The organism is Sphingobium sp. EP60837 (genome assembly GCF_001658005.1).
GTDB lineage: Bacteria > Pseudomonadota > Alphaproteobacteria > Sphingomonadales > Sphingomonadaceae > Sphingobium > Sphingobium tyrosinilyticum.
The window spans coordinates 874,231-901,205 of the sequence record NZ_CP015986.1; the positions used below are offsets into that span (position 1 = coordinate 874,231).

The 26,975-nt window shown below is 62.6% G+C and carries 29 protein-coding genes; 16 read left to right on the forward strand and 13 right to left on the reverse strand.

Annotation, left to right across the window (positions count from 1 at the left end; translation table 11 throughout):
- Positions 1–91: 91 nt before the first annotated feature.
- On the reverse strand, positions 92–1,105 hold the full coding sequence (locus EP837_RS04175) for an NAD(P)H-dependent flavin oxidoreductase (RefSeq protein ID WP_066528666.1): 1,014 nt from the start codon (positions 1,103–1,105) through the stop codon (positions 92–94).
- 131 nt (positions 1,106–1,236) lie between these two features.
- Positions 1,237–2,502: an aspartate kinase gene (locus EP837_RS04180; RefSeq protein WP_066524693.1), complete on the reverse strand. Its 1,266-nt coding sequence runs from the start codon at positions 2,500–2,502 to the stop codon at positions 1,237–1,239.
- 151 nt (positions 2,503–2,653) lie between these two features.
- Between EP837_RS04180 and EP837_RS04185 the strand changes: the two genes are divergently transcribed.
- The 3 genes from EP837_RS04185 to EP837_RS04195 all read left to right on the forward strand — a co-directional run bounded on the left by EP837_RS04185 (position 2,654) and on the right by EP837_RS04195 (position 4,743).
- Positions 2,654–2,860 (forward strand): hypothetical protein, encoded by a 207-nt coding sequence (locus tag EP837_RS04185; protein WP_225870572.1) that lies wholly within the window; start codon positions 2,654–2,656, stop codon positions 2,858–2,860.
- A gap of 41 nt (positions 2,861–2,901) precedes the next feature.
- A complete protein-coding gene (gene ubiG, locus EP837_RS04190) occupies positions 2,902–3,639 on the forward strand; it encodes a bifunctional 2-polyprenyl-6-hydroxyphenol methylase/3-demethylubiquinol 3-O-methyltransferase UbiG (RefSeq protein WP_066524696.1) in 738 nt (245 codons plus the stop codon).
- 102 nt (positions 3,640–3,741) lie between these two features.
- Positions 3,742–4,743: an alpha/beta hydrolase gene (locus tag EP837_RS04195; RefSeq protein ID WP_066524698.1), complete on the forward strand. Its 1,002-nt coding sequence runs from the start codon at positions 3,742–3,744 to the stop codon at positions 4,741–4,743.
- 17 nt (positions 4,744–4,760) lie between these two features.
- Here EP837_RS04195 and EP837_RS04200 read toward each other — a convergent pair whose 3' ends face one another.
- Positions 4,761–5,576: an HpcH/HpaI aldolase/citrate lyase family protein gene (locus EP837_RS04200; protein WP_066524699.1), complete on the reverse strand. Its 816-nt coding sequence runs from the start codon at positions 5,574–5,576 to the stop codon at positions 4,761–4,763.
- Positions 5,577–5,673: 97 nt separating this feature from the next.
- Here EP837_RS04200 and EP837_RS04205 point away from each other — a divergent pair, with 97 nt between their 5' ends.
- Together EP837_RS04205 and EP837_RS04210 are read left to right on the forward strand one after the other, a co-directional pair.
- A complete protein-coding gene (locus tag EP837_RS04205) occupies positions 5,674–6,645 on the forward strand; it encodes an SPFH domain-containing protein (protein WP_066528669.1) in 972 nt (323 codons plus the stop codon).
- Entirely contained in the window at positions 6,645–7,088 is a 444-nt protein-coding gene (locus EP837_RS04210) for an NfeD family protein (RefSeq protein ID WP_066524700.1), read from the forward strand. The genes EP837_RS04205 and EP837_RS04210 overlap by 1 nt, the downstream gene beginning before the upstream one ends.
- 177 nt (positions 7,089–7,265) lie before the next feature.
- Here the strand turns inward: EP837_RS04210 and EP837_RS04215 are convergent, their stop codons facing one another.
- The 4 genes from EP837_RS04215 to EP837_RS04230 form a co-directional block, all read right to left on the reverse strand.
- Positions 7,266–9,140, reverse strand: a complete 1,875-nt coding sequence (locus EP837_RS04215; RefSeq protein ID WP_066528671.1) for a sulfatase-like hydrolase/transferase — start codon at positions 9,138–9,140, stop codon at positions 7,266–7,268.
- A 280-nt stretch (positions 9,141–9,420) separates the two neighbouring features.
- Positions 9,421–10,236, reverse strand: coding sequence for a ferredoxin--NADP reductase (locus EP837_RS04220; protein WP_066528672.1), 816 nt, complete (start codon positions 10,234–10,236; stop codon positions 9,421–9,423).
- 175 nt (positions 10,237–10,411) lie between these two features.
- Positions 10,412–10,723: a hypothetical protein gene (locus EP837_RS04225; RefSeq protein WP_066524701.1), complete on the reverse strand. Its 312-nt coding sequence runs from the start codon at positions 10,721–10,723 to the stop codon at positions 10,412–10,414.
- Between the two features lie 117 nt (positions 10,724–10,840).
- On the reverse strand, positions 10,841–12,436 hold the full coding sequence (locus EP837_RS04230) for a phosphoenolpyruvate carboxykinase (protein ID WP_066524702.1): 1,596 nt from the start codon (positions 12,434–12,436) through the stop codon (positions 10,841–10,843).
- A gap of 286 nt (positions 12,437–12,722) precedes the next feature.
- Between EP837_RS04230 and EP837_RS04235 the strand changes: the two genes are divergently transcribed.
- The 8 genes from EP837_RS04235 to EP837_RS04270 all read left to right on the forward strand — a co-directional run bounded on the left by EP837_RS04235 (position 12,723) and on the right by EP837_RS04270 (position 19,333).
- On the forward strand, positions 12,723–13,427 hold the full coding sequence (locus EP837_RS04235) for a response regulator transcription factor (RefSeq protein WP_066524703.1): 705 nt from the start codon (positions 12,723–12,725) through the stop codon (positions 13,425–13,427).
- Positions 13,396–14,991 carry an ATP-binding protein gene (locus EP837_RS04240; RefSeq protein ID WP_066524704.1) on the forward strand — a complete coding sequence of 532 codons (1,596 nt, stop codon included), beginning with the start codon at positions 13,396–13,398 and terminating at the stop codon, positions 14,989–14,991. The genes EP837_RS04235 and EP837_RS04240 overlap by 32 nt, the downstream gene beginning before the upstream one ends.
- Before the next feature lie 95 nt (positions 14,992–15,086).
- A complete protein-coding gene (locus tag EP837_RS04245) occupies positions 15,087–15,521 on the forward strand; it encodes an HPr kinase/phosphorylase (protein WP_066528676.1) in 435 nt (144 codons plus the stop codon).
- Positions 15,518–16,456: an RNase adapter RapZ gene (rapZ, locus tag EP837_RS04250; RefSeq protein ID WP_066524706.1), complete on the forward strand. Its 939-nt coding sequence runs from the start codon at positions 15,518–15,520 to the stop codon at positions 16,454–16,456. The genes EP837_RS04245 and rapZ overlap by 4 nt, the downstream gene beginning before the upstream one ends.
- Positions 16,457–16,478: 22 nt before the next feature.
- Positions 16,479–16,883, forward strand: coding sequence for a PTS sugar transporter subunit IIA (locus EP837_RS04255; RefSeq protein ID WP_066524707.1), 405 nt, complete (start codon positions 16,479–16,481; stop codon positions 16,881–16,883).
- A complete protein-coding gene (locus EP837_RS04260; RefSeq protein ID WP_066524709.1) occupies positions 16,880–17,152 on the forward strand; it encodes an HPr family phosphocarrier protein in 273 nt (90 codons plus the stop codon). Before EP837_RS04255 ends, EP837_RS04260 begins: the two co-directional genes overlap by 4 nt.
- A gap of 67 nt (positions 17,153–17,219) precedes the next feature.
- Positions 17,220–18,017, forward strand: a complete 798-nt coding sequence (locus EP837_RS04265; RefSeq protein WP_066524710.1) for a TrmH family RNA methyltransferase — start codon at positions 17,220–17,222, stop codon at positions 18,015–18,017.
- Between the two features lie 2 nt (positions 18,018–18,019).
- Positions 18,020–19,333, forward strand: coding sequence for an MFS transporter (locus tag EP837_RS04270; RefSeq protein WP_066524711.1), 1,314 nt, complete (start codon positions 18,020–18,022; stop codon positions 19,331–19,333).
- 283 nt (positions 19,334–19,616) lie between these two features.
- Here the strand turns inward: EP837_RS04270 and rplS are convergent, their stop codons facing one another.
- From rplS to ffh, 6 genes are read right to left on the reverse strand one after another with little or no spacing between them, the layout of a single operon-like run.
- Entirely contained in the window at positions 19,617–19,985 is a 369-nt protein-coding gene (rplS, locus tag EP837_RS04275) for a 50S ribosomal protein L19 (RefSeq protein WP_066524712.1), read from the reverse strand.
- 4 nt (positions 19,986–19,989) lie between these two features.
- The gene (gene trmD, locus EP837_RS04280) at positions 19,990–20,727 is read right to left on the reverse strand and encodes a tRNA (guanosine(37)-N1)-methyltransferase TrmD (RefSeq protein ID WP_066524714.1); all 738 of its coding nucleotides are present in this window, start codon (positions 20,725–20,727) and stop codon (positions 19,990–19,992) included.
- On the reverse strand, positions 20,724–20,996 hold the full coding sequence (locus EP837_RS04285; protein ID WP_066524717.1) for a hypothetical protein: 273 nt from the start codon (positions 20,994–20,996) through the stop codon (positions 20,724–20,726). Before EP837_RS04285 ends, trmD begins: the two co-directional genes overlap by 4 nt.
- A gap of 15 nt (positions 20,997–21,011) precedes the next feature.
- The gene (gene rimM / locus EP837_RS04290; protein WP_066524719.1) at positions 21,012–21,506 is read right to left on the reverse strand and encodes a ribosome maturation factor RimM; all 495 of its coding nucleotides are present in this window, start codon (positions 21,504–21,506) and stop codon (positions 21,012–21,014) included.
- 5 nt (positions 21,507–21,511) lie between these two features.
- Positions 21,512–21,982: a 30S ribosomal protein S16 gene (gene rpsP / locus EP837_RS04295; RefSeq protein WP_066524720.1), complete on the reverse strand. Its 471-nt coding sequence runs from the start codon at positions 21,980–21,982 to the stop codon at positions 21,512–21,514.
- Between the two features lie 48 nt (positions 21,983–22,030).
- Positions 22,031–23,482 carry a signal recognition particle protein gene (gene ffh / locus EP837_RS04300; RefSeq protein ID WP_066524721.1) on the reverse strand — a complete coding sequence of 484 codons (1,452 nt, stop codon included), beginning with the start codon at positions 23,480–23,482 and terminating at the stop codon, positions 22,031–22,033.
- A 369-nt stretch (positions 23,483–23,851) separates the two neighbouring features.
- Here ffh and dapF point away from each other — a divergent pair, with 369 nt between their 5' ends.
- Genes dapF through ftsY form a run of 3 tightly spaced genes read left to right on the forward strand, consistent with a single transcriptional unit; the run spans position 23,852 to position 26,923 of the window.
- A complete protein-coding gene (gene dapF, locus EP837_RS04305; protein ID WP_066524722.1) occupies positions 23,852–24,652 on the forward strand; it encodes a diaminopimelate epimerase in 801 nt (266 codons plus the stop codon).
- Between the two features lie 2 nt (positions 24,653–24,654).
- Positions 24,655–25,989, forward strand: a complete 1,335-nt coding sequence (gene mtaB / locus EP837_RS04310; RefSeq protein WP_066524724.1) for a tRNA (N(6)-L-threonylcarbamoyladenosine(37)-C(2))-methylthiotransferase MtaB — start codon at positions 24,655–24,657, stop codon at positions 25,987–25,989.
- On the forward strand, positions 25,982–26,923 hold the full coding sequence (gene ftsY / locus EP837_RS04315) for a signal recognition particle-docking protein FtsY (RefSeq protein ID WP_066524727.1): 942 nt from the start codon (positions 25,982–25,984) through the stop codon (positions 26,921–26,923). Before mtaB ends, ftsY begins: the two co-directional genes overlap by 8 nt.
- Positions 26,924–26,975: the final 52 nt, after the last annotated feature.

The window sequence follows — 26,975 nt, forward strand, 5'->3', positions numbered from 1 at the left end:
AAAGGCCAGCGTTCCTGGCGATGGATGCGGGACTCAGTTCAGCGGGAAAGGGATTCCGCTCGTCCCATTGAGCAAAGCGTGCGCGGAGCGATCAGGCCACCCGCCGTTCCAACGCCACAGCGGCCTCGTCCATCAACTGCGCGATGATCTCGCTGACTGGCTCTTCCTTGGTGACCATGCCGACCGACTGACCCGCCATGAGCGATCCGCCCTCGATGTCGCCGTCGATCACTGCCCGTCGCAGCGCCCCCGCCCAATAATGTTCGATCTGCAACTGCGCCTCACTCATATCCACCGCGCCACTGTCGAGCAGGTTGGCGACCTCACGCTGCTTGGCGGTGAAGGCTTCGGTGCCCGTATTCTTCAGTGCGCGAACCGGAATGACGGGCAGGCGCGGATCGATCTGCACGCTGGCGATGGCATCACGGGCAGAGGCTCGGAAGAAGGCCTTCTTGAAATTGGGATGCGCGATGCTCTCTGCCGCGCAGGCAAAGCGGGTGCCGAGCTGAACCCCGGCCGCGCCCATTTCCAGATAGGCCGCGATCGCCTCGCCCCGGCCGATGCCGCCCGCGACGAATACCGGCACTTGGCTCGCCATTTCGGGCAGGATTTCCTGCGCCAGAACGCTGGTCGCAACCGGGCCGATATGGCCGCCCGCTTCCATCCCCTCGACCACCAGAGCATCTACGCCGGAGCGAACCAGCTTCTTCGCCAGGCTCAGCGCCGGGGCGAAGCAGATGAGCTTCGCGCCATTGGCCTTGATCGCCTCAATGCTGCCCTTGGGGGGCAGGCCACCGGCCAGCACGACATGCCCCACACCATGCCGTGCGCACACATCAATCAGCTCAAACAGCTGCGGATGCATGGTGATGAGGTTCACGCCAAAAGGCTTGTCCGTCAGCGCATTGGTCGCCGCAATTTCCTTGTCGAGCAACTCGGGCGTCATCGCGCCGCAGGCGATCACCCCGAACCCGCCCGCATTGGAGATGGCCGCGACCAGGTTGCGCTCCGACACCCAACTCATCGCCCCGCACATGATCGCGACCTCGCAGCCGAGAAATTCGGCGCCGCGGGCCATCAGGGAAGCGAGTTTGGCGTTGGTCATAATCATGTCCCTAGAATCACAAAGCCCCTCCCCTTCAGGGGAGGGGTTGGGGTGGGGCATCGCCCCAACCGCTATTCTGTGGGGACAAGCCCCACCCCTGGTCCCTCCCCTGAAGAGGAGGGAAGAAAAGGTCAAGCGACCGGCGCGTCCAGCCCATAGGCTGTGTGCAGCACGCGCACCGCCAGTTCGGTCTCGTCCTCGTCGATCAGCACGCTGACCTTGATCTCGCTCGTCGAGATGGCGAGGATATTGATGCCGCGATCCGCCAGCGACTGGAACATGGTCGAAGCAACGCCCGCATGGCTCTTCATGCCGACGCCGACGACGCTGATCTTCGCGACCTTCGTGTCGGGGATCACGCGGTTGAAGCCGATCGCTTCCTTCTGGCTTTCCAGCACGTCCAGCGCGCGGGCCAGGTCAGCGCCCGGCACGGTGAAGGTCACGTCCGTCTCGCCTTTGTCGCGGCCGACATTCTGGATGATCATGTCGACGTTGATCGCCGCATCGGCCAGCGGACCGAAGATGTGCGCCACCGCGCCCGGACGGTCCGGCACGCGGGTCAGGGTGATCTTCGCCTCATTCTTGTCATGGGCGATGCCGGTGATGAGCTGACGTTCCATCTTGTCTTCCTTGAGCTTGGCTTCCAGTTCCTCTTCGCTGACGATCAGCGTGCCGGGGAGGTCCTGCTGGGTGGGATCATCGAAGGAGGAAAGCACCTGCACGACCACGCCTTCCTTCATGGCGAGGCCGACCGAGCGGGTCTGGAGCACCTTGGCCCCGACCGAAGCCAGTTCCAGCATTTCCTCATAGGTGACGAGGTCGAGCTTGCGCGCCCGCGCCACAATGCGGGGATCGGTCGTATAGACCCCATCGACGTCGGTATAGATGTCGCAGCGATCGGCCTTGAGCGCCGCCGCCACCGCGACCGCCGAAGTGTCAGACCCCCCCCGACCCAAGGTCGAGATGCGGCCATCCTCCATCATGCCCTGGAAACCGGGAATCACCGCCACGGTGCCACCGCGCATCGACGACAGCAGGTCGATCGTGTGGATTTCCCCGATGCGCGCCTTGCTGTGCGCTTCGTTAGTGCGGATCGGAAGCTGCCAGCCGAGCCAGCTGCGCGCGTCCACACCCATGGCCTTGAGCGTCATGGCAAGCAGGCCGCTCGTCACCTGCTCGCCGGATGCGACGACCACATCATATTCGGCCGGATCGTACAGCGGCGAGGCTTCCTTGCAGAAGCCCACGAGCCGGTCGGTCTCGCCCGCCATGGCGGACACGACGACGGCGACCTCATGGCCCTGTTCCACGACATGTTTGACGCGCGCGGCCACGTTGCGAATTCGCTCCATCCCCGCCATGGAGGTGCCGCCGAATTTCATCACGATGCGCGCCATTTGCCTGTCGAACCTGCCTGCTGATCTGGAAAAAGCTCTGCCCTCGGGGGCAAAAACGGCGCCGCTATAGCAGCAGCGGCGAATATGGCAAGCAAAGGGAACTCGGCCCCGCCGTCGCTCATTCCTTTCCGACGAAGGAATGGAGGACGCCATGGACGGAAGCATCTGGGCGCTGGTGACGATCGGTGGACCGATCCTGCTCGGCATCGTGCTTATCTATGTGATGATGAGCAACAGGCGGCACAGGACGCCGGAGGAACTAGCGCGCACTGAAGCCGCGACACGCGAATTGCACCGCCAACTCGACGCGGAAGACAAATATCTCGATGGCGAAGGACCGCCGCCGCGCAACAAGTAAATGTCCGTGGCGCGGCGACGCGGAGATTGTTAGTCAGCCCCATGGCAAACACAACTTCCAGCACGATCGACCCACGCGAAGCGGCGCATTTCGGCGCCATGGCCGCGGACTGGTGGGACCCCAATGGCAGCAGCGCCATGCTGCACAAGCTGAACCCCGTTCGCCTGCGCTACGTCCGCGATGCAATCGACCGTCACTGGCTGGCCGACGAAAGCAGCTTTCGGCCACTTGAAGGAAAGCGCGCGCTCGACGTGGGATGCGGCGCCGGTCTGCTGACCGAACCCTTGGCGCGGCTAGGGGCCACGGCGACAGGATTGGACGCGGCAGAAGAAAATATAGCCGTCGCCCGCACCCACGCCGCAGGCCAGGGCTTGTTGATCGATTATCAGGCGACCCCGGTCGAACATATCGATGCAAGCGGCTTCGATCTGATCACCTCTATGGAGGTGGTCGAACATGTCACCGATCCGGCACAGTTCATAAAGGCGCTCGCGGCCAAGCTCGCGCCCGGCGGCTTGCTGATCATGTCCACGCCCAACCGCACGCCATTGTCGCGCCTCGCGATGATCGGCATCGGGGAAAGCATCGGCGGCATTCCAAAGGGAACGCATGATTGGGGCAAATTCCTGACCCCCGAGGAGCTTTCGCGCATGGTCACCGATGCTGGACTGGAGGTCACGGACGTTACGGGTCTTTCCTTCGATCCGCGCAAGGGCTTCGTCCTCTCGTCCAACAAGGCGATCAACTATCTCCTGACCGCCCGTCACCCAGCGGGCTAACCGGCGGCCCTGCATCCTGCTCAGCAAAGCCGGTCACCAACCCCTTGCCTCGCGCGCGTCCACCGCTCATCATCCTCCAATAAGCAAGGAGAGGCATGATCGATGGACGATCCCAAAGGCGTGACCATATGCGGCCGAACCGTGCCCTTCCCCAAATCCATCAGCCCGCAGGCGCGCGCCTTCCTTGCGTCCTTGGTGGGGCCTGACGGTCTGCCCTTGAACGCCATGCCACAGCCAGCGCCCGATGATCTGGAAGGCTGGGCCAAATCCAAGGAAACGGCTGGCAAGTTCATGACGGACCTCTCGTCCGCCTTGTCGCCTCATCTGCGTTCAAGCGTAGAAAGCATCGAAGTGGCGGGCGTCCGCGTCCATCTGGCGACCCCTGCCGACCCTTTTCCAGACGACCGCGCCTATCTCGACATACATGGCGGCGGGCTCGTCCATGGCGAAGGCGAATTTTGCCGGACAGGCGCGCGCCGCGTCGCCGACCAGCATGGCGTTTCCTGCTATGCCGTGGATTACCGCATGCCGCCCGAACATCCCTATCCCGCACCGCTGGACGACTGCGTCGCGGTCTATCGGGAGCTTCTCAACCAATATGCGCCGGAGAATATCATCATCGGCGGCGCTTCGGCGGGCGGCAATCTGGCTGCCGCGGCGGTGCTGCGCGCTCGCGACGAGGGCTTACCCCTACCCGCCGCCGTGATACTGCTGACACCAGAACTGGACCTCACCGAAACCGGCGACAGTTTCGAAACCAATCAGTTGGTGGACGTCATGCTGCCCAGGCCGCTGATGAACGCCAATCTCCTTTACGCCGCCGGGCACGACTTGGCCGACCCCTATCTCTCACCTTTGTTCGGCGACTTTTCAGCAGGCTTCCCACCCACCTTTCTCCAGGCGGGAACGCGCGACCTGTTCTTGTCCAATGCGGTCAGGATGCACCGCGCACTCCTGCGCGCGGGCATGCCAGTCGAACTGCACATCTTCGAAGGCATGCCCCATGGTGGCTTCGGCGGCAGCACAGTGGAAGACCTCGAATTGTCGTGCGAGCTACAACGCTTCGTACGGGCTCATTGGGGAGCAACACCTCAAAGTGGCTGAACCTGTGACGCAACCCGTCAGGAGATGACCGCCTCGGCTCTCGCCACCAGCGCCTTGGCTTCCTCGACATGCATGCTCTCGATCATGCGTCCTTCAAAGCGCTCCGCCCCGCCGGTCGCCGCTTCGATCAGCCGCCGCGCATCCGCCACCGCCTGCGCATCCGGCCCGAACACCTGGTTCGCGACAGGCACCTGACTCGGGTGGATCAGCGTCTTGCCATCGAAGCCGATCGCATGGCCCGCGGCGCACTCCGCTTCGAAGCCCGCCTCGTCATCCAGCCGGTTGAACACGCCGTCGAACACCGCGATACGTGCCGCACGGGCGCTCAGGATCACGGACTGCAGGGCGAAGGATAACCCTTCCCGTCCGGCCGATGGCGGAATGCCCAGATCCTGCCGCAGGTCATTGGTGCCCATGAACAGGCCGGCAGCCCCCTCTGCCGAAGCGATCGACGCGGCGGCAATCACCCCTGTGGCGCTCTCGATCATGGCGATGACCGGCTTTTGGCAAACGCTGAAGACGTCCTTCACCTGCTTTAGGTTCTCGACCTTGGGCAGCACGACATAATCAGCGCGCGACCGCTTGATCGCGACCATTTCCGGCCCGTGCCAAGGCGTGCCTTCCACATTGATCCGGACCGCGCACAGCCGCCCGCCGAAACCTTCGCCCGCCGCTTCGATCGCATTGGCCCGCGCCTCTTCCTTCCGGTCATCGGGCACGGCATCTTCCAGGTCGAGGATCACCATGTCGCACGGCAAGGTGCGCGCCTTGGTGATCGCCCGCCTGTTCGATGCGGGCAGGAACAGCAGCGATCGGGCGTGGCGCAGCAACATGGCAAATCTCCTGGATCGGCCGATCGGCCTGGTGACGGTTTGACTTTTCCCGTTAACGATTCCGCGTCATAGTCAAGTTTCTTAGGGGGAGAAAATGATGCTGACGACCTTTGCGCTGACGGTGACGTTCCTAGTGCTCTTCTACCTGGCCGTAAGCGTCAAGGTGGTACGCCAGGGCTATCAATATACTATAGAACGCTTCGGCCGCTTTACCGAGGTGGCGCGCCCCGGCCTCAATTTCTACCCCGCCTTTTTCTACGCGGTTGGCCGCAAGATCAACATGATGGAACAGGTCGTCGATATTCCGGGGCAGGAGATCATCACCAAGGACAATGCCATGGTGTCTGTCGATGGCGTGGTGTTCTTCCAAGTGCTGGACGCGGCCAAGGCGGCCTATGAAGTGTCGGAGCTCTATGTCGCCATCATGCAGCTAGCCACCACCAACCTCCGCACGGTCATGGGCTCCATGGACCTAGACGAAACCCTGTCCAAACGCGACGAGATCAACGCCCGCCTCCTGTCGGTCGTGGATCACGCCACCAACGCCTGGGGCATCAAGATCACGCGCGTCGAGTTGAAGGACATCCGCCCGCCTGCCGACATCGTCAACGCCATGGGCCGCCAGATGAAGGCGGAGCGCGAAAAGCGCGCGCTGATCCTCGAATCCGAAGGACTTCGCGCCTCCGAAATCCTGAAGGCGGAAGGTCAGAAGCAAAGCCAGATCCTGGAAGCCGAAGGCCGCCGCGAAGCCGCCTTCCGCGACGCCGAAGCCCGCGAACGCGAAGCCGAGGCCGAAGCCAAGGCGACGCAAATGGTCTCCGACGCCATCGCCAACGGCAATGCGCAAGCCATCAACTATTTCGTCGCCCAGAAATATGTCGAAGCGGTGAGCCAGTTCGCCAACTCGCCCAATGCCAAGACCATCCTCTTCCCCGTAGAAGCGACGCAGCTCATCGGCACGCTGGGCGGCATCGGGGCCCTGGCCAAGGAAGCATTGGGCGACGGCGATACTCCGCCCGCACCCCCCGCCCCACCGCGCCGCAGCCCCTTCGCCCAAGGTCAAGGCTGATGGACTGGCTCGGCATGCTGGACGATCATTGGGGCTGGCTGGTCTTCGCCGCGTTGCTCGGCGTGGCAGAGGTCCTGATGCCCGGCGTGTTCCTGATATGGGTCGCACTGGCTGCGGCGGTGACCGGCCTCATAGCGCTGCTCCTGCCGGTGTCAGTCCCTGTCCAGCTGCTGATCTTCGCCCTGCTCTGCCTCGCCTCCGTCTGGGGCGGCCGACGCTGGTACGCCGCCAATCCGGTCGCGTCGCAGGACCCAATGCTCAACGACCGCACCGCCCGGCTCGTGGGAGAGATCGTCACCGTCGTCGAACCCATCGACAACGGCCGCGGCCGAGTAAAGGTGGGCGACAGCGTCTGGTCCTGCCGCGGCCCAGATGCCCCCGCTGGCACCCGCGTGCGCGTGGTGGGGGCCGATGCGTCGGTACTGAAGGTTGAGTTGGCCTGACACTATTTTCGGGTCACGTAACGCACAGCCTCCCCTCCCGCTATGCCAGCAAAGGCTGGTATCCCCCGAGCGCTCATTCCTATTGATCCCCGCGTCCACTGGGACGACGGGGAATGGGTGGGCAGGAGATTGACGGCTTTTGCGCCGCGTTCCGCCTAATCCAGACATAAGGGAGGCTCAACCTTTCGGCGAGCGCCCATACGCGGCAAAGGTATCCACCTGCGGTTGGTATTCGCCGGACATGATCAGTATTTGGTAGATCGCGGCACGTGGCACATATTCATCGTCGAGCTTCAGCGCCTCTTTTAGAACCGCTAGCGTAGCGTCACTCTTTGCGCCGATATGAGTAAGTGCATTCACCACTTGAAGCTTTACCCGGAGGGAGGCGGTTTCTTCCAGGAGGCGGAGCAAAATGCTTTCTGCTCTTGAGATCGACCCTACATAGCCCATCGCCTCGGCGAGAGCGACGCGGACCTGAGCAGATGGCTCAACCTCAAGTCGGGCTTGCAACGCTCCCATTGCTGGCGAAGCACTCGCGCCCAGCATCGCTAGGGCGTTTGCATTCCAGTAGCGCACCACCTCGTTCCGGTCGTTAAGGCCCGCTACGAAAGCGGAAAGATTGCCAGCGTCGCGCCTGGCCGCCTTCGCGCCCAAAGCCATCAGGGAGCGCAGCGGGTACGCACCGGCCCTCCGGCTCGATGAATAGCCCTCCAGCGGTGAACCTTCCGGTATGAAGCCATTGTCGTTGATGGCCAGCATATGTTGGTCAAGACCAGTCCTCAGTTCCTTAAGTTTTTCACGGCCGCTGGGATGAGCTGCCAAATTGCTCAGTTCGTGTGGATCACTGGAGAGGTCGTAGAGTTCCTCGAACGGGCGCGGCTTGAAGAAGCGCGCCTGTTCCTCGGTCAGCCGGCCCGCCAGATATTCACGCTCCAGAGACTGATAACTTTTCGCTTGCCACTCATAGGCTCCGTGCTGACCCGAGGGGAGGTGAGGAAGATAATTGCGGGTATAGCGCCATCGGCCGTCGGTCACTGAGCGGACAAAATCGTAGCGCTCGTCCATGCGGTTGAGCATGCCAAAGGCATAGCGTGGGAGGGAGGCGCCCTTCACCAGCGGGCGACCTTCCATCTGTGAAGGCACCAAATGCCCCGCAATACGCAGGATCGTCGGCGGCAGGTCCATCAGGGTCACCGGCGCGGTAAGGGCCTGACCGGGACCAGCGGGCGCCAAATGTTGCCATTTGGGCGGATAATAGGCGACCAAAGCCACTCGCAGTCCGGCGTCGGAGCAATATCGTTTCGATTTGGGAAGGCAGCCACCATTGTCTGAATAATAAAAGACGATCGTGTCCTCGCTGAGGCCCGCTGCTTCGAGAGCGGCAAGATGCTTGGCGACTTGGCCGTCCATCTTCTCGATCAGATTATAATAGCTCGCGATATCGAGGCGCACTTCAGGCGTGTCTGGCAGGTGCGGAGGCACCGTAACATCTTGCGGTCTCAGTCGACCTGCCGTAGCCCGGAACATCTGAGATTCATGCGTCGTCATGAAGTTGAAGATGCTGAAGAAGGGCTTTCCCTCCGGCCGGTTCGACCAGTGGGCTTTGCTGCTGTTATCGTCCCAGATAGCCTTCTCGTCTATCTCGCAGTTGTAATCCGTCTTGAAATTGTTCGTGGTGTAGTAGCCCGCCTCTCGCATGAATTCGGGCGTCGTGCGCCACCCCTCGGGCAGCTTCGCTTGAGCGCGCATATGGTTCGCCGGGGCATTTCCTTCCGGCGAAGCCCCGGTGATAAGCGCGTAGCGAGACGGAGCACATACCGGCGCGGTAGAATAGACGTTGCGAAAGAGGACACCTTTGGCTGCAAGTGCATCGATCGCCGGTGTGTGGGCCTGCCGGTCACCATAGGCTCCAATAAAGGGATTATTATCCTCGCTGACCAGCCACAAGATGTTCGGACGAGGCGTGGGCTTGGGGCGAGCGCCGATAGCGGACGCTGCAATGCCGAACGCTGCAGTTGCGGCCATCAGCCCCCTACGCGAAATATCGACCATGTTCACTCCTGCGTCTAGTAGCGGGTCCAGCGTTGCGATGCTTACGCGGATGCAGTCTGGATATGTAGCAGACCGCCTGCTCGACTAGCGATCAATAGGAAGGGCACCAAGGCAATGCAAATTAAAGGACGGAATCGTTCTTTAATATCAGCGTGATTGTCTTCTTTCGGCGATGCACACGGGCCGATAAAGGTCCGTATGTGGTCGCTAATAGACGCCTCCAAACAAAAAGGGCCAGCGTCGCCGCCAGCCCTTTCGTTCTTCCCATTATCAGCAGCGATCAGCCGACAAACGCCCGCTCGATCACGAAAGCGCCCGGCGCGGCGTTAGAGCCTTCCACAAAGCCTTCGCCCTCGAAATAGGCGGCGAACTGCTTGATCATCTCCATGCTGCCGCACATCATGATGCGGTCAGTCTCGGGATTGAACTTCTTGTCGCCCGAAATGCCTTCGAACAGCGCACCGTTTTCGACCAGCTTGTCGATCCGCACATTGTTGCGGAACGCTTCGCGGGTGACAGTCGGTACGTAATGGAACTGGTTGGCCGCCTGTTCGGACACCAGCGGGTCTCCCGCCAGCTTGCCTTCCAGTTCGTCATGAAATGCAAGATCGCTGACCCGGCGAACCGAATGGACGACCACTACTTCCTCATAAAAGTCATAGACGTCCGGATCACGCGCCAGGCTGAGGAAGGGCGCAAGGCCCGTGCCCGTGGACAGCATGAACAGCCGCTTGCCCGGCAGCAGTGCGTCGGTGACGAGCGTGCCGGTCGGCTTGCGGCCGAGATAGAGTTGGTCGCCGGGCTGGATCAGCTGCAGCTTGGAGGTCAGCGGACCGTCCTGCACCTTGATCGACAGGAACTCCAGTTCCTCGTCCCAGGCGGGGCTGGCCACCGAATAGGCGCGCAACAGCGGCTTGCCATTGTCGCCCTGCAAGCCGATCATGACGAACTCGCCCGAACGGAAGCGGAAGCTTGCCGGGCGGCTGATGCGGAAGCTGAACAGATGTTCGTTCCAGTGCCGCACCGACAGCACGGTTTCCACGCTCAGGGCGCCGGTCGGTTCCAGCACCGGCTTTTCGATCGTCACGTCGCTCAAAACCTTCGTCTCCTGCCAAATCCAATCCGCCAACGTCCCGGCTGAGACGCTAGTTGCGTGGCTTTCGCAATAAGTGATGGAGCGCGAAATGCCTTTTCACCCCGCCAAAGGCAAGGTGAAAAAACTTGTCCCCTCGATAGCTGATGATCATGGCCTGCCCGCACAGGGCAGAAGTTCAGCCGAACAGTCCCTTGGCGAGGCGGCTGAGTTCACCGAACGGATTGCCGTCGCCATCGCGGTCAAACAGCCCGCCGATCTTGCTCATCACCGCTTCCGGCCCGCCAAACTGCGCGAACAATTCCTGCAGCTTGTCCGCCGACACGCCATGTTCTGCAGCCGTGGTCGCCAGAGCCGCCACATCCGTCTCGCCGGACGCGATCTTGCCGCCGATCTCCGACAGGAGCGCCTGCATCTGCTCGGCCGACACGCCAAGCTTGGCGGCAACCGCCTCCAGCCCGCCCACAGAATTCAGAAGTTGGTCTAACATGGCCGTGATCCTATCGTACTTTGCGCCAGAATAGCATCGCGCGGCCGCCGCCGAAAGCAAAAGAGCCGACGGGTGCGCCCCGCCGACTCCTGCATTATTTTGAAGTCGCTTGGCTCGTCAGGCTGCGGTCAGGGCCGCCTGGCGCACCGACGCATCGACATGCTCTTCAAACTGGGCGAAATTATCGACAAACTGCTTCACTAGCTTGGCTGCGGTTTCGTCGTAAGCCGCCTTGTCGGCCCAGGTCGCACGCGGGTCGAGGATCGTCGTATCAACGCCCGGAACCGCCACCGGAACCTGGAAGCCGAAGTTCGGATCGGTCCGGAATTCGGCATTGTTCAGGCTGCCGTCCAAAGCCGCATTAAGCAGCGCGCGTGTGACCTTGATCGGCATGCGCTTGCCAACGCCATATTTGCCGCCAGTCCAGCCGGTATTGACCAGCCAGCAGGTGACCCCGCCCTTATTGATGCGTTCCTTCAGCAAATTGCCATAAACCGACGGATGACGCGGCATGAACGGCGCGCCAAAGCAGGTGGAGAAGGTCGCGGTCGGCTCGGTCACGCCGATCTCGGTGCCCGCGACGCGCGCGGTATAGCCGGACAGGAAGTGATACATCGCCTGATCCGGCGTCAGCCGCGAAATCGGGGGCAACACGCCATAAGCGTCCGCGGTCAGGAAGATGATGTTCTTCGGCACCGGACCCAGATTCTTTTCCGACGCGTTCGGGATGAAGTCGATCGGATAAGAGCCACGGCTGTTTTCAGCGAGGCTGTTGTCGTCCAAGTCGATCTCGCGCGTGTCCTCGTCGATAACGACGTTTTCCAGAACCGTGCCGAACCGCTTGGTCGTCGCGAAGATCTCGGGCTCCGCCTCAGCCGACAGGTTGATCATCTTGGCATAGCAACCGCCTTCGAAGTTGAAGACAGCGGTATCCGACCAGCCATGCTCATCGTCACCGATCAGCGTGCGGCTGGCATCGGCCGACAGCGTGGTCTTGCCGGTGCCCGACAGACCGAAGAAGACGGCGGTGTCGCCATCAGGGCCGATATTGGCCGAGCAGTGCATCGGCATCACGCCCTTGGTCGGCAGCAGATAGTTCAGAATGCCGAAAACGGACTTCTTCATCTCGCCGGCATATTTGGTGCCGCCGATCAGGATCAGCTTTTCGCTGAAATTGACGGCGATCACGGTCTCGCTGCGCGTGCCGTGACGGGCCGGATCAGCCTGGAAGGTCGGCAGGTCGATGATCGTATATTCGGGCGCAAAACCGCTCAGTTCGTCCTGGCGAGGACGCACAAGCAGCGTGCGGATGAAGAGATTGTGCCACGCCAGTTCGTTGATGACGCGCACCTTGACGCGATGTTCGGGCTGCGAGCCGCCGAACAGGTCAGCGACATAGAGCTTGTCCTTCTGGCCCAGCGCCTTCAGGAAATCTGCCTTGAGCGCAGCGAAATGCTCTGGCGTCATCGGGACGTTCGTCTTGCCCCACCAAACGGTGGATTCGGTTTCGGCGTCCTTGACGATGAACTTGTCGCTGGCCGAACGGCCGGTGTGCTTGCCCGTCTTGACCACCAGCGGGCCATCTTTCGACAGGATACCTTCGCCATTGGCGATTGCAGCTTCAACGAGCGGCGCGGTGCCAAGATTCCAGTATTGTTCAGCGTTCGTCGAAATGCCCTGCTGATCCAGGGTGATAGAGGATTTGGCCTGCACGCCTTAGCTCCTGATGTGATAATCCCGGTTCGCCAGCAACAACCGCTCGCAACCGATCCGCCCCTCAGCGCCGCGATCCCTTTGCGCGGCGTCATTCTTGCAGATTGGAGGGGCAATAAGCTTTTGCACCCCCAGCGTCAAACCCCGGCGACGAGCCGATTATCCCAAATTAAGAGGCGAAAACCGCATTTACCGCTTCCTACCCCTTTCTTGCGGGCGGCGCGGGCATCGTCTAACGCTTGAAAGGACGGCCTTGATATAGGGGCCACGACCTTTGGAAAGACGCATGACGCCAACCATCGCCCTTGTGGATGATGACAAGAATATCCTGACCTCCGTATCCATCGCGCTGCAGGCCGAAGGCTTCCTGACGCGCCTCTATTCCGACCCGGAGGCGGCGCTGAAGGCGCTTATCGACAATCCTGCCGATCTTGCGGTCTTCGATATCAAGATGCCGGGCATGGATGGGCTGGAACTACTGCGCCGCCTTCGGGAAAAGAGCCATATGCCGGTGATCTTCCTGACGTCCAAGACGGACGAACTGGATGAAGCGCTTGGCCTTGCCATGGGCGCGGATGACTATATCGCCAAGCCCTTTTCCCAGCGCCTGCTGATCGCCCGAATCCGCGCCATTCTCCGCCGTTCGGAAGCGAACCGCATGCCCGAATCCGCTGACGAGCCTGCCGCCGACCCGATCGTGCGCGGGCGCCTGGAAATGGACCCGGCTCGTCATCGGGTGAAATGGACGGGGCAGGACGTCACGCTCACCGTCACGGAATTTTTGATCCTCGAAACCCTTGCGATGCGTCCCGGCGTGGTCAAAAACCGCAACCAGCTGATGGACGCCGCTTATCAGGATGACGTCTATGTCGACGACCGCACCATCGACAGCCACATCAAGCGTCTCCGCCGCAAATTCCGCGAGGTTGACCCTGAATTCAACGCAATCGACACCCTCTATGGCGCCGGATATCGCTTCTCGGAAGAATGATTCGCGCGACACGGGGTTGCGCTGGTCTGGCCGCATCAGCCTGACCCCGCGCATCCTTGCGGTCAACGTGTTCGCGCTCGCCCTGCTGGCGGGCGGCTTCTTCTATCTGGACAGCTATCGCACGCGCATCGTCGATGCACGCCTGGAGCAATCCGCGCGGGAGCTGAAGCTGCTCGCGATTGGGCTCGAAACCGCTCCGCCCGATCGGCAGGATCGCCTGATTGCCGCCTATGCCCGGCAGACTGGCGACCGGGTCCGCCGCTATGGACCCGACGGCCAATTGATCGCCGACAGCTTCACCATGGATGCTCCGCGCTATCGCCTGCGCCTGCCATCGGAAGAAGGGTGGCAGCGCCATATCGCCCGCTTCCTGGACAAGGCTGTCGATCGCATTGTGTTCGCCGACCGGCCCGCCAATTTCGAAGAGCCTGCAAAGGATCAGGCGGACGCTTGGCCCGAACTGGTGCTGGCGCGCAAGACGGGTCGCCCCCAGGCGATGAACCGCTATGCCCCTGATCGCACCTTCATGATTTCGGCCACTGCTGATGTGAAAGATGGCAGCAGCCTTCTCGCCACCGAAAATGCACGCGATATCACCCGGATCGTCAGGGCCGAGCGATTGCGGCTGGGTATCGTCATCGCCGCTGCGGTGCTGGCGTCGGTGCTCCTCTCGCTCTTCCTTGCCCGCACCATAGTGCAGCCGCTTCAACGCCTTGCTCGCGCCGCCGTCCGCGTTCGTCTCGGCCGCGCGCGCGAAGTGACGGTGCCGCGCCTGCCCGAGCGGCGTGACGAGATCGGCATGCTGGCGCGCGCGCTCTCCGACATGAGCCATGCGCTGCGCCAGCGCATCGACGCCACCGACGCGTTCGCCGCCGATGTAAGCCATGAACTGAAGAACCCGATCGCCTCGCTGCGCTCCGCTCTCGATGCGCTGGACCGGGTTGATAAGCCGGAGCTCCGAGCTCAGCTCATGGCCATCGCCCAGGATGACGTGCGTCGATTGGACCGCCTGGTCACCGACATCGCCGAAGCCTCCCGCATCGACGCTCAGTTGTCCCGCACCCGCTTCGAACCGATCGATCTCGGACTGTTGATCGAACGGATGGTGGTCGCCCGCGAAGCGCGGGGCGTTCCCAGGGGCATCCGCCTCGCCTTCGCCCGTCCGCGCAAGGATGTGGCCGTCGTGCTGGGCGAGGAGCAGCGGCTGATGCGCGTACTCGACAATCTGATCGACAACGCCATCTCCTTCTCGCCCGACGGCGGCCTCGTCCAGATCGTTGCCACGGTCGCCGACCATGAAGTGTTGGTCAGTGTCGAGGATGAAGGACCGGGCGTGCCCGAACCCCAGCGGGAACATGTCTTCCGCCGCTTCCACAGCGTCCGTCCGGAGACGGAAAGTTTTGGCAAGCATTCGGGCTTGGGCCTCGCCATCGCGCGCTCCATTGTCGAAGGACATCAGGGCAAGATCAGCATTGCCGACCGCGAAGACAATCAGAGCGGTGCCTGCTTCATGCTGCGCTTGCCGATGGGCGTGGAGCGCGATCCTGGCATTGTCTCGGAATAGGACGTCTGCACCGCCAAATTTTTTGACGCGATGGCCCCAGCGTCCCTTCAATTCGTTTCCCACCAGCCCGGACAAGGTCTAAGAAGAGAGTGGGTATGGTGCGGGAAGAAACAAGCGAAACATTGCACGCGACGAGCGTCGCCATCGGCGGCCGCGCGGTGCTGCTGTGCGGGCCGAGCGGCATGGGCAAGTCGGACCTCGCCCTGCGCCTCATCGACCGCGGCGCCATCCTGGTCAGCGATGATTATACCCTGCTGAAATGGGTCGATGGGCGGCTGGAAGCCACCGCGCCGCAGACCATCACCGGCAAGATGGAAGTACGCGGACTTGGCGTGGTGGACATGCCTTGCATAGATTATGCCCGCGTGGCCCTGATCGTCGATCTGTCCGATGACATCGACCGCATGCCGGCCGATCCGGAAAAACGTGTGATCGCTGGCGCAAAGATACCGGTGGTGCGCCTCGCCGCGCTTGAACCCTCCGCCCCAATCAAGGTCGAACTGGCGCTCAAGACGGTGGGCCTCGCGTGAACGCGCCAACTCCCAAGACCATCCTCCTCGTTTCCGGCCTCTCCGGCGCAGGCAAGACGACTGCGCTCAAGACGCTCGAGGACATGGGCTGGGAAGTTGTGGACAACCTCCCTCTCCTCCTCCTCGAACGGCTGCTCGACACGCCAGTGCCCGCAGGCCACGAGGAGCTCGACGATCGCCCGCTGGCGCTGGGCATCGACGCGCGCACCCGGGGCTTCGACGCTCAGGCGATTGTGCAACGGATAAAAGCGCTACGCACCCGCCGCGGGCATGATGTCGAAACGCTCTTCCTCGATTGTTCCGACATGGAGCTGGAACGCCGCTTCGCCGAAACCAGACGCCGCCATCCGCTGGCATCGGATCGCCCCGCGGCGCACGGCCTCGCGCGCGAACGCGAACTCACCGATCCGCTGCGGCGCTGGGCTACCCATGTCATCGATACGACCAGCCTGACCAGCAACGGTCTGCAGCAGGAGATCCGCAACCGCTTTTCGCGCGATGGCCTGTCCGCGCCGGTGCTGACGATCATGTCCTTCGGCTTTTCGCGCGGCGTTCCGCTCAACGCCGATCTCGTCTTCGACATGCGCTTTTTGCGCAATCCCCATTGGGAACCCGACTTGCGGCCAAAGACCGGCCTCGATGCGGATGTGTCAGCCTATATCGTGGACGACCCCGCTTATGAGGAATCGCTCAGCCGTATAGAGGAATTGCTGGCCCTGCTGCTCCCACGATATGCTGACAGCGGTAAAAGCTATGTCACGGTTGCTTTCGGCTGCACCGGCGGGCGTCACCGATCGGTCCATGTTGCCGAACGCGTAGCCAAATACTTGCAAGACGCGGGCTTTTCGCCCACGGTCTCGCACCGCAATATGGAATCAGCGCCGCAGGACAGCCTGGAGAAGCGCGAACCGGGAGGCCCGAAAGCACAATCATGAAACAAGTTGGGCCGGCAAATAAATGATTGGACTGGTACTCGTCACCCATGGGTCGCTTGCGACGGAATTTGTCGTGGCGATGGAGCATGTGGTCGGTCCGCAGCAGCAGATCGAAACCATCTGCATCGGTCCGGAAGATGATATGGAAGTGCGCCGCGCCGACATCGCCTCTGCGGTCGCGCGTGTGAATGACGGATCGGGCGTCATCCTGCTGACCGACCTGTTCGGCGGCACTCCCTCCAATCTCGCCATATCATTGTTGAAGGCGGGTGAGATTGAGGTCATCGCGGGCATCAACCTGCCTATGCTCATCCGCTTGGAAAGCGCGCGCAAGGTGATGGACGTGCGCCAGGCCGTCGCCGCGGCGCGGGAAGCGGGGCAGAAATATATCAGCGTTGCATCGGAACTATTGGGTAGCACTACATGAGCGAAATCAGCCAGGAAGTCCGGATCAGCAACAAGCGCGGCCTTCATGCCCGCGCCAGTGCGAAATTCGTGACCTTGGCAAGCGGCCTCCCCGCACAGATCACCGTGCGCAAGGATGGCAGCGAAGTGACCGGCACGTCCATCATGGGTCTGATGATGCTCGGCGCGGCCTTAGGCGATTCCATCGTCATCAGCGCCACGGGGCCGGAAGCGGCGGATTCTCTAGGCAAGCTGGTAACGCTGGTCGAAGATAAGTTCGGCGAAGAATAAACCTTTTACCACCCGCCCCGGCTCGATAGAGAGGCCGCTTCGTTCCCCAACAGGAAGCAAGGCGCAAGTGGCACGCGAAATCACCGGATTTTCCAACCCGCTGGTGAAGCGCGTCCGCAGCTTGCGTGAAAAGAAGTTCCGCAAGGCTGAAGGACTGTTCCTGGCCGAGGGGCTACGCATACTGACCGAAGCGCGCGAGGAAGGCGTGCTGCCAGAAATGCTTTTCCATGCAGGTTCCAGCCACCCCCTCGCCGCCGACCTGATCGCCGCCATGGAGGACGCCGGGGCGGACGTCATCGAAACAACGCCCGACATTCTCTCCAAGATTTCGGGCAAGGACAATCCGCAGGCCGTCGTGGGCGTCTATCGCGACCGGCTGACCCCCTTGGCCAAGCTCGACCGGACCAAAGCGGACATCTGGGTCGTCGCCCAATCGCTGCGCGATCCCGGCAATCTCGGCACCATCCTGCGCACCGGCGACGCGGTCGGCGCGGGCGGGCTCATCCTGATCGATGATTGCGTTGATCCTTTTTCGGTGGAGTCCGTGCGGGCGAGCATGGGCGCGCTCTTCACCCAGTCGATCACCCAGGCACGCTGGAGCGAGTTCATGCACTGGCTGCGCGAAGGCCCGGGTGAACTGATCGGCACCAGCCTCAAGGCCACGCATGATTATCAGGAGCCACGCTATCAGAGCCCAAGCTTCCTGCTCGTCGGCAATGAAGCCCAGGGCCTACCGGAAGCCTATGAGGCTGAATGCGACCTGCTGGTGAAGATGCCGATGCTCGGCAAGGCCGACAGCTTGAACGCTGCCGTCGCCTGCGCCGTGATGGCTTATGAACTGCTCAACCAGAAAAGAAAGGCATGACAATGGCGCGAGGGGGCGTGCAGGTAATGGAAGCAGCTGTTGGGGAAACGGGCGGAATCGATGCGATGCTGCGCCACAAGCGGGTGCTGGCAGCCAGCCTGATCGGCACGGCGGTCGAATTCTACGACTTCTACATCTACGCGACCGCGGCCAGCCTGGTGTTCGGCCCCCTCTTCTTCCCCGCCACGTCGCCTTCCGCGCAGTTGATGGCGGCCTATGGCAGCCTCGCCCTCGCCTTCTTCGCGCGGCCCCTGGGCGCGGCGGTGTTCGGCCATTATGGCGACCGGATTGGGCGCAAGGCGACGCTCGTCACCTCGCTGATGCTGATGGGCGGGTCGACTTTGGCGATCGGATTCCTGCCGACTTATCAGATGATCGGCTGGTGGGCGCCGCTGATCCTCTGCATCCTGCGCTTCGGCCAGGGTTTTGGCCTCGGCGGCGAATGGGGCGGCGCGGCGCTGCTGGCGGTAGAAAATGCGCCGCCCGGATGGCGCGCGCGTTTCGGCATGTTCCCGCAGCTGGGCGCTCCCGTCGGCTTCCTCGCCGCCAACGGCCTGTTCCTGATCCTCGGCATGTTCCTCACCGACAAGGATTTCTTCGCCTGGGGCTGGCGCCTGCCCTTCCTCGGCAGCGCGGTGCTGGTGTTCTTGGGCCTGTGGGTGCGGCTCAAGCTCACCGAGACGCCGGAATTTGCCGCCGCCCAAGCCGAAGCCCCGCCGCCCGCCGTACCGCTTGCCGCGCTTTTTTCCGGCCATCTTGGCGCGGCGGTCGCGGGCACCTTCGCGGTCGTCGCCTGCTTTGCGGTCTATTATATCGCGACCGCCTTCGCCCTCGGCTACGGCACCACCACGCTCAAGATCAACCGCGAGACCTTCCTCGCCATTCAGCTGGGCGCGATCCTGTTCATGGCGCTCAGCATCATCATCGCCGGCTGGTGGGCGGACAAGACCAGCCCGACCCGCGTGCTGGTCGTCGGCTGCATCGGCACGGTGGCGATGGGCGTGATCTTCGGCCCCGCCATGGGCACCGGGCAATTGCTGCCGATCTTCCTGATCCTCAGCCTCGCGCTGTTCCTGATGGGCTTCGTCTATGGCCCGCTCGGCGCCTATCTGCCGCACCTCTTCCCGGTGCAGCTGCGCTATACGGGCGCCTCCTTCAGCTTCAACCTGGGCGGCATCATCGGTGGCGCACTGGCGCCGATCGTAGCCACCTGGCTGATTCAGGTGCAGGGGGTCGAGCTGGTCGGCCTCTATATGTCGGCGGCGGCGGCGATCAGCCTCGGCGGACTGTGGTTTACCAGCCGGAAGCCAGCCTGACCCGCGCGCCAGCGGCCCAGCTGGCTGCGTGATTGGCGGACGTTCCCCCTAGAACCCGTTCGGTTCGAGTAGGCTTCGAGCTTGTCGAGCAGCCGTATCGAGAACATGTTGGGTAGCGCCATTTTCTCGACTTCGGTTCTCGACAGGCTCGGACCTCCGCTCGAACCAAAGGGGAATTTAATTACGCCAGCCGTTGGTCATAGCCCCCCAAACAGAAAAAGGCGGCGTCCCACCGGACACCGCCTTTCCGTTTTCATGTCCCGTCAGCGACAGGAACCGAAGATCAACCCTCGGTGCGGACGTCGCGGCGCTCGGCGATGCGAGCGCGCTTGCCGGTGCGGCCGCGCAGATAATAAAGCTTCGCACGACGCACGACGCCACGACGGACGACGGTGATCGAATCGATGTTCGGCGAATAGAGCGGGAAGACGCGTTCCACACCCTCACCGAACGAAATCTTGCGCACGGTGAAGTTGCTGCCCATGCCCTTGTTTGAGCGGGCGATGCAGACGCCTTCATAATTCTGGACGCGGCTACGGTCACCTTCGATGACCTTCACGCCGACGCGCAGCGTATCACCCGGACGGAATTCCGGAATATCCTTGGCGAGAGCCGCGATGTTCTCGGCCTCGATCTGCTGGATCAAGTTCATGATCTTAGTCCTGTTTTTCGCGTTGCGCACCAGAGGGCGGCTGGTCCCGAACGCCGATATGACGTTCCCAAAGGTCCGGCCGCCTTAGCCGTGTGTCATCCTCCGCCCTTTGTTTCCGCCAGGCGGCGATCTTCGCATGATCCCCCGATCGCAACACTTCAGGGATCGTGCGCCCTTCCCATTCAACAGGTCGGGTATAGTGCGGATATTCGAGAAGGCCGCTTTCGAAGCTCTCTTCATCCCCACTTGAAGCCGCGCCCATTACTCCGGGAAGCAAGCGAATGCAAGCATCCAGCAGCATCAACGCGCCCATCTCTCCGCCGGACAGAATGATGTCACCCATGCTGATCTGCTCGACCGGGCGAGCCTCGAAAATACGCTCGTCAAAGCCTTCGAACCGGCCGCATAGCAGGGTCGCACCGGGGCCGGCGGCCAACTCGCGCACGCGGGCCTGCGTGATCGGCGCGCCGCGCGGCGTCATGGCGATGACGGGCAGGTCGGGGCCTGTCTCCAACGCCTGATCAATGGCTAGGCCAAGGATGTCGGCGCGCAGCACCATGCCTGCGCCACCACCCGCAGGCGTATCATCAACGGTCCGATGCTTATCCGTGGCAAAGTCGCGGATGTGGATAGGATCGCAGCTCCACTTGCCCTCGGCCAGTGCACGCCCCGCGAGCGACACGCCAAGCGGGCCGGGAAACATCTCCGGGTAGAGGGTCAGTATCTGCGCGCGAAAGTTCAAGCCTTACGCGCCTTGAGCCATGCCCCCGCCATGCCGCCGAGCAGCGAGACCCCTCCTCCGACGATCAGGGCAATGCCGATCGCGCGCAGCAGGTCGGCGAAAGGTCGCTCGGGGTGCATCAGCGAGGGCAACAGGAAGAACATCGGAATGGGGATGATCAAAGCGATCGCTGCGGCGATCTTCAAACCGCGCGACCAAGCCATGGTAAAAAGCCGCCACCCGGCGGCAACCATCAGAAGCAGATAGAGAGCAGCAAGAATTTTCGGCATCAGTTCGACCTGCTGTCAGACGGCAAAAGCGGCATCGATGACGGCCTGCTCGTCCGTGATGGTCACGGCGTGCATCGGCACCATGAAGCGCTTGCCCCTTTTCCCATCCGCCGCTGGCCGCTCGACCTCGATGATGTCACCCGCGCCGAAATTCTCGACCGCGACGATATGGCCCAGCCCTTCGCCCTCGGTGGACGAACAGGGAAGGCCGATCAGGTCAGCATGATAATACTCGCCCTCCCCCAAGGGAGGCAGAGCAGACCGCGGCACCGTAAGCTCGGTCCCACGCAGGGCTTCGGCCAAGGAGCGGTCGCCAATCTCGGCAAATCGCGCGACGGCGCCGTTCGGGCCGGGGCGCACCGACTTCAAGGTCAGCGTGCGCCCCGCCGCATCGAAGCTCCCATAGGATTTAAGGGCCTCAGACCCCTCTCCAAAGAGCTTCAGACGGACGTCGCCCGCCACCCCATGAGCGCCGATGACGACGGCGAGAGTGACGGGCTTGTCAGTCAAGGGGTTCAGCCCTCGGCCTGCTCTTCGGCAGCAGCAGCTTCGGGAGCAGCTTCTTCAGCGACCGGAGCTTCTTCCACGGCCGGAGCGGCAGCGGCTTCAGCAGCGGCGGCCTTGGCAGCTTCAGCAGCTTCGGCGGCTTCCGCAGCCTTGGCAGCACGGTCTTCGGCGCGATCCTTGGCCTTCTGGCCCGGCTCAGCCTTGTTCGGGTTGTTGCGGGCAGGACGTTCCTTCACGCCAGCGGCGTCGAGGAAGCGTGCAACGCGGTCGGTCGGCTGGGCACCGGCGGCAACCCAATGCTTCGCGCGCTCGACGTCCAGAACGACGCGCTTTTCGTCGCCCTTGGGCAGGACGGGGTTGTAGCTGCCGATGCGCTCGATGAACTTGCCGTCACGCGGCGCGCGGCTGTCGGCCACGACGATGCGGTAATAGGGACGCTTCTTGGAACCACCGCGCGAAAGACGAATGGACGTTGCCATGGATACCTGACCTTACCTTTCTGACTTGATATAATTAATTGAAAACGCTTATTTCTTCATGAAATTTTGAAATCCGGGCGGAAGATTGGGCATGTTGCCGCCCAGCCCCGGCAGTCCCTGTGGAGGCGCGCCGCCACCGCCCAGCATGCCGTCAAGGCCACCCCCGGTGAACATCTTGGCCAGCCCCTTGAGACCGCCCATCTTGCGGATTTTCTTCATCGCCGTTTCCATCTCCTGATGCATTTTCAGGAGCTTGTTGACTTCCTGCACCGTGGTGCCGGAGCCCTTGGCGATACGTATCTTGCGCTTGGCGTTGATCAGCGCGGGCTTCTCGCGCTCCTTCAGCGTCATCGATCCGATCATTGCGTCGAGATGGATCAGCGTCTTGTCGTTCGCGCCGCTATTGGCCATCGCCTGTTGCGCCTTCTTGAGGCCGGGCAACATGCCAGCGAGCGCGCCAAGACCGCCCATGCGGCGCATCTGGTTGAGCTGCGAACGCAGGTCGTTCATGTCGAACTGACCTTTGGCCATCTTCTTGGCGAGCTTGTCGGCTTCCTCGGCGTCGATGCTCTCGGCCGCTTTCTCGACCAGCGAGACGACGTCGCCCATGCCCAGGATGCGCTGCGCGACACGCGCTGGATGGAAGGGCTCGATTGCGTCGAGCTTTTCGCCAGTGCCCGCGAACTTGATCGGACGGCCGGTAACCGCGCGCATCGACAGCGCCGCACCACCGCGCGCATCGCCGTCCATGCGGGTCAACACCACGCCGGTCAGCGGCACCTGCGCGGTAAAGCTGGTCGCGACATTGACTGCGTCCTGGCCGGTCAACGAGTCGACCACCAGCAGGATTTCCGCCGGGTTGGAGACTTCAGCGACCGCCTTCATCTCGTCCATCAGCGCCTGATCGACGTGCAGACGGCCGGCGGTGTCGAGCATCACCACATCGAAGCCCTGAAGCTTCGCGGACTGGAGCGCGCGCTTGGCGATCTCGACCGGCTGCTGGCCCGGCACGATCGGCAGGGTCGCCACATCGGTCTGGGTGCCCAGCACCGCCAGCTGCTCCTGCGCAGCCGGGCGCTGGACGTCGAGCGACGCCATCAGCACCTTCTTGCGCTCTTTTTCCTTAAGGCGCTTGGCGATCTTCGCGGTGGAGGTGGTCTTACCGGAGCCCTGAAGGCCGACCATCATGATGACCGCAGGCGGGTTCACATCGATCAGCAGCTCGGACGTTTCAGCGCCCAGCGTTTCGGTGAGCGTGTCCGAGACGATCTTGACGACCATCTGCCCCGGAGTGACCGATCGCAGCACATCGCTGCCAACCGCTCGCTCGGTCGCCTGATCGACGAACTGACGGACGACGGGAAGCGCGACGTCGGCTTCGAGAAGCGCGATTCGCACCTCGCGCATCGCGGCGCGGACATCGTCCTCCGTCAGCGCACCGCGCCCACGCAGCTTGTCGAATACCCCACTGAGACGATCGCTTAGCGAATCGAACATCATCACCTCATTTGGGCCGAAAAGCCCGGAAAACCGCGCCTACCCCGCCAAACGACAAAATCGCCGGCGGGCGAAAACTCGCCGGCCAGCGTCCATCCGGTGCTCCCCTATGAGCGCCATGGATCTGTCAGGGTATCGGACGGCAAGCCGCCTGATTGCGAGGAGGCCTTTAGCGCATGGTGGGTCAGGACGCAACTATCCGTTCCCTTGTCACCCCGGGCTTGACCCGGGGTCCCGCTTTCTTGCTTCTCCACTGCAGCAGTCGAATGAAGCTGGACCCCGGATCAAGTCCTGGGTGACGGAAGTTGGCAAAAATCCGGTCAAGCGCTGCTCTGGCCTTTTCCCCCCGCACCCCCTACATGCGCGCGCATTATGGGACGCTTTTCAAAGATGCACGGCCTCGGCAACGATTTCGTCGTGATCGACGCGCGTGAGGCTGCGCTCGACATGACCCAGGCGCGCGCGCAGGCGATTGCCGACCGTCACGCCGGGATCGGCTGCGACCAGCTGATCCTGATCGGCCAGTCGGACAAGGCAGATGTGTCGATGCGCATCTTCAACAGCGACGGCAGCGAAGTGGAAGCGTGCGGCAACGCCACGCGCTGTGTTCCCCTGTTCCTCGGGCGCGACGTGCTGATCGAAACGAAGGCCGGGCTGCTCGATGCAAAGGGGGTCGAAGGCGGCGCAAGCGTCGATATGGGCGAGCCCCGGCTGGAATGGGGCGCCATCCCCCTCGCCTACGCCATGGATACACTGGCTATGCCCGTCAGCTGGGAAGACCTGCCCGCGCCAGTTGCCGTCAATGTCGGCAACCCGCATGTCATCTTTTTCTGTGACGATATGAACGGTGTGAACTTCGAGCGTTTGGGACCGATGATCGAGACCGATCCGCTGTTCCCCGCGCGTGTAAATGTGAACTTCGCGCAGGTCGTAGGCGAGAACCACATCCGCCTGATCGTCTGGGAACGGGGCGCAGGATTGACCCGCGCGTGCGGCACGGGCGCCTGCGCAACAGCGGTAGCAGCGGTGCGGCGCAAGCTGGTGAGCGGATCGACCCGGGTCACCTTGCCCGGCGGCGATCTGCTGATCGAATGGGCTCCGGGCGGCTCGATCCGCATGACAGGCCCTGCCACTCATGTCTTCGATGGCGAGGCTGACTGGGCGCGCTTTTGAAGATGAGCGGGCCGCAGATCATCACCCTGGGCTGCCGCCTCAACATCGCCGAGAGCGAGGCGATCCGCGAAATGGCGGCCGATGAGGATGACCTGGTGGTCGTCAACAGCTGCGCCGTCACGGCGGAGGCGGTTCGGCAAACGCGCCAGGCGATAAGGCGGGCGCGGCGTGAACGGCCCCGTGCCCGCGTCATCGTGACAGGCTGCGCGGCGCAAACGGAACCGGAAACCTTCGCAAACATGGCCGAGGTGGATGCCGTCATCGGCAATCGGGAGAAGATGGCGGCCCATCACTATTCGTCAGTCCAGCGAAAGCTGGGATCTCAGGCAGCAGTTCTTGACTCCCGACGCGAGACCCCAGCTTTCACTGGGGTGACGAATGGGCTTGAGATGACGGACAAGGTCCAAGTCTCCGACATCATGGCCGTGCGCGAAACCGCCCCCCATATGGCGAGCGCCTTCGCCGAACATGCCCGCGCCTTTCTGGAGGTGCAGAATGGCTGCGACCACCGCTGCACCTTCTGCATCATCCCTTATGGGCGCGGGAACAGCCGCTCGGTCCCGGCAGGCGCAGTGATCGACAAAGCCCGCGAACTGGTGGACGCGGGCTATAAGGAAATCGTGCTGACGGGCGTGGATGTCACCAGCTATGGGCCCGATCTGCCGGGATCGCCCTCGCTAGGACTCCTGATAGAACGCATCCTCAACGCCGTGCCGGACCTGCCGCGCCTGCGCCTTTCCTCACTCGACAGCGTCGAAATCGATGATCGGCTCTTCGACCTGCTTGCGCGCGAGCCTCGCATGATGCCGCACCTGCACCTGTCGCTGCAGGCAGGCGACGACATGATCCTCAAACGCATGAAGCGCCGCCACAGCCGGGCCGACGCGATCCACATCGTAGAACGGCTGAAGGCGGTCCGGCCGGACATCAGCATCGGCGCTGACATCATCGCAGGCTTCCCGACAGAAGATGACGCAATGTTCGAAAACAGCCTCAGACTGGTCGAACAGTGCTCCATCGTGCACGGCCATATCTTCCCCTATTCGCCGCGAGAAGGTACGCCAGCAGCGCGCATGCCGCAGGTCGATCGCGCCATCGTCAAGGCACGCGCCACCCGCCTGCGAACCGCTTGCGAGGTGCAGCGGCAAAGCTGGCTTGGCGACCTCGTCGGCTCGGTGCAATCCGTGCTGGTGGAGCGGAACGGCCTTTCAGGACATGCCGAAAATTTCGCCCCGGTACGCTTCGCCGAGCCGCAATCCCCTTCGTCCATCATATCCGCGCGCATCATAGCCCTTGAGAATGGCGTCCTGATCGCGCAAGAGGCCGCCAATGACTGATGAACCCGGCAGCAGCTGGCGCGACCGCCTGTTCGGCGGGCTGAAGCGCACATCCGACAAGCTCGGCGAGAATCTGACCGGCCTTTTCACCAAGGCGGCACTCGATGAACAGACATTGGACGAGATTGAGGAAGCGCTCATCGTCAGCGACCTTGGCCCCGCCATGGCTGCACGCGTGCGGGACCGCCTTTCCGAAGGCCGCTACAACAGGGAACTGACCGAAGAATATCTGCGCGAGATCATCGCGGAGGAGATCGAGAAGGTTCTCGCCCCTGTTGCCCGCCCCCTGGAGATCGAGGCTTTTCCCCGCCCCCAGGTCATTCTCGTCATCGGTGTCAACGGCTCCGGCAAAACCACGACCATCGCCAAGCTCGCCAACCTATTTCTTGAGCAGGATTATGGCGTGATGCTGGCGGCGGGCGACACCTTCCGCGCCGCGGCGATCGGTCAACTCAGGGTCTGGGCCGATCGGTTGGGCATCCCCATCGTCGCGGGCAAGGAAGGCGGAGACGCGGCCGGCATCGTCTTCGATGCGGTGAAGCAGGCTACGGCAACCGGCATCGACGTACTGATCGTCGATACGGCAGGCCGCCTGCAAAACAAGACCGAGCTGATGGACGAACTGTCGAAGATCAGGCGCGTCCTTGGCCGATTGAACCCGGCAGCCCCGCATGACGTTGTCCTGGTGCTGGATGCCACGACCGGACAGAACGCGTTGAGCCAGATCGAGGTGTTCAAAGAATTTGCGCAGGTGACCGGCCTGGTCATGACCAAGCTGGACGGCACTGCGCGCGGCGGCGTCCTAGTGGCGGCGGCCGAGAAATATCGCCTGCCCATCCACGCGATCGGCGTCGGCGAAAGGATCGAGGATTTGCGGCCGTTCGATCCCAGCGACATGGCGCGGGCTATCGCCGGGACGGCTTATGCACGTTAAACCCATGGTCGTGACGCTAGCGGAGGCCGTGACCTCGCGCCTCTTGGGCACA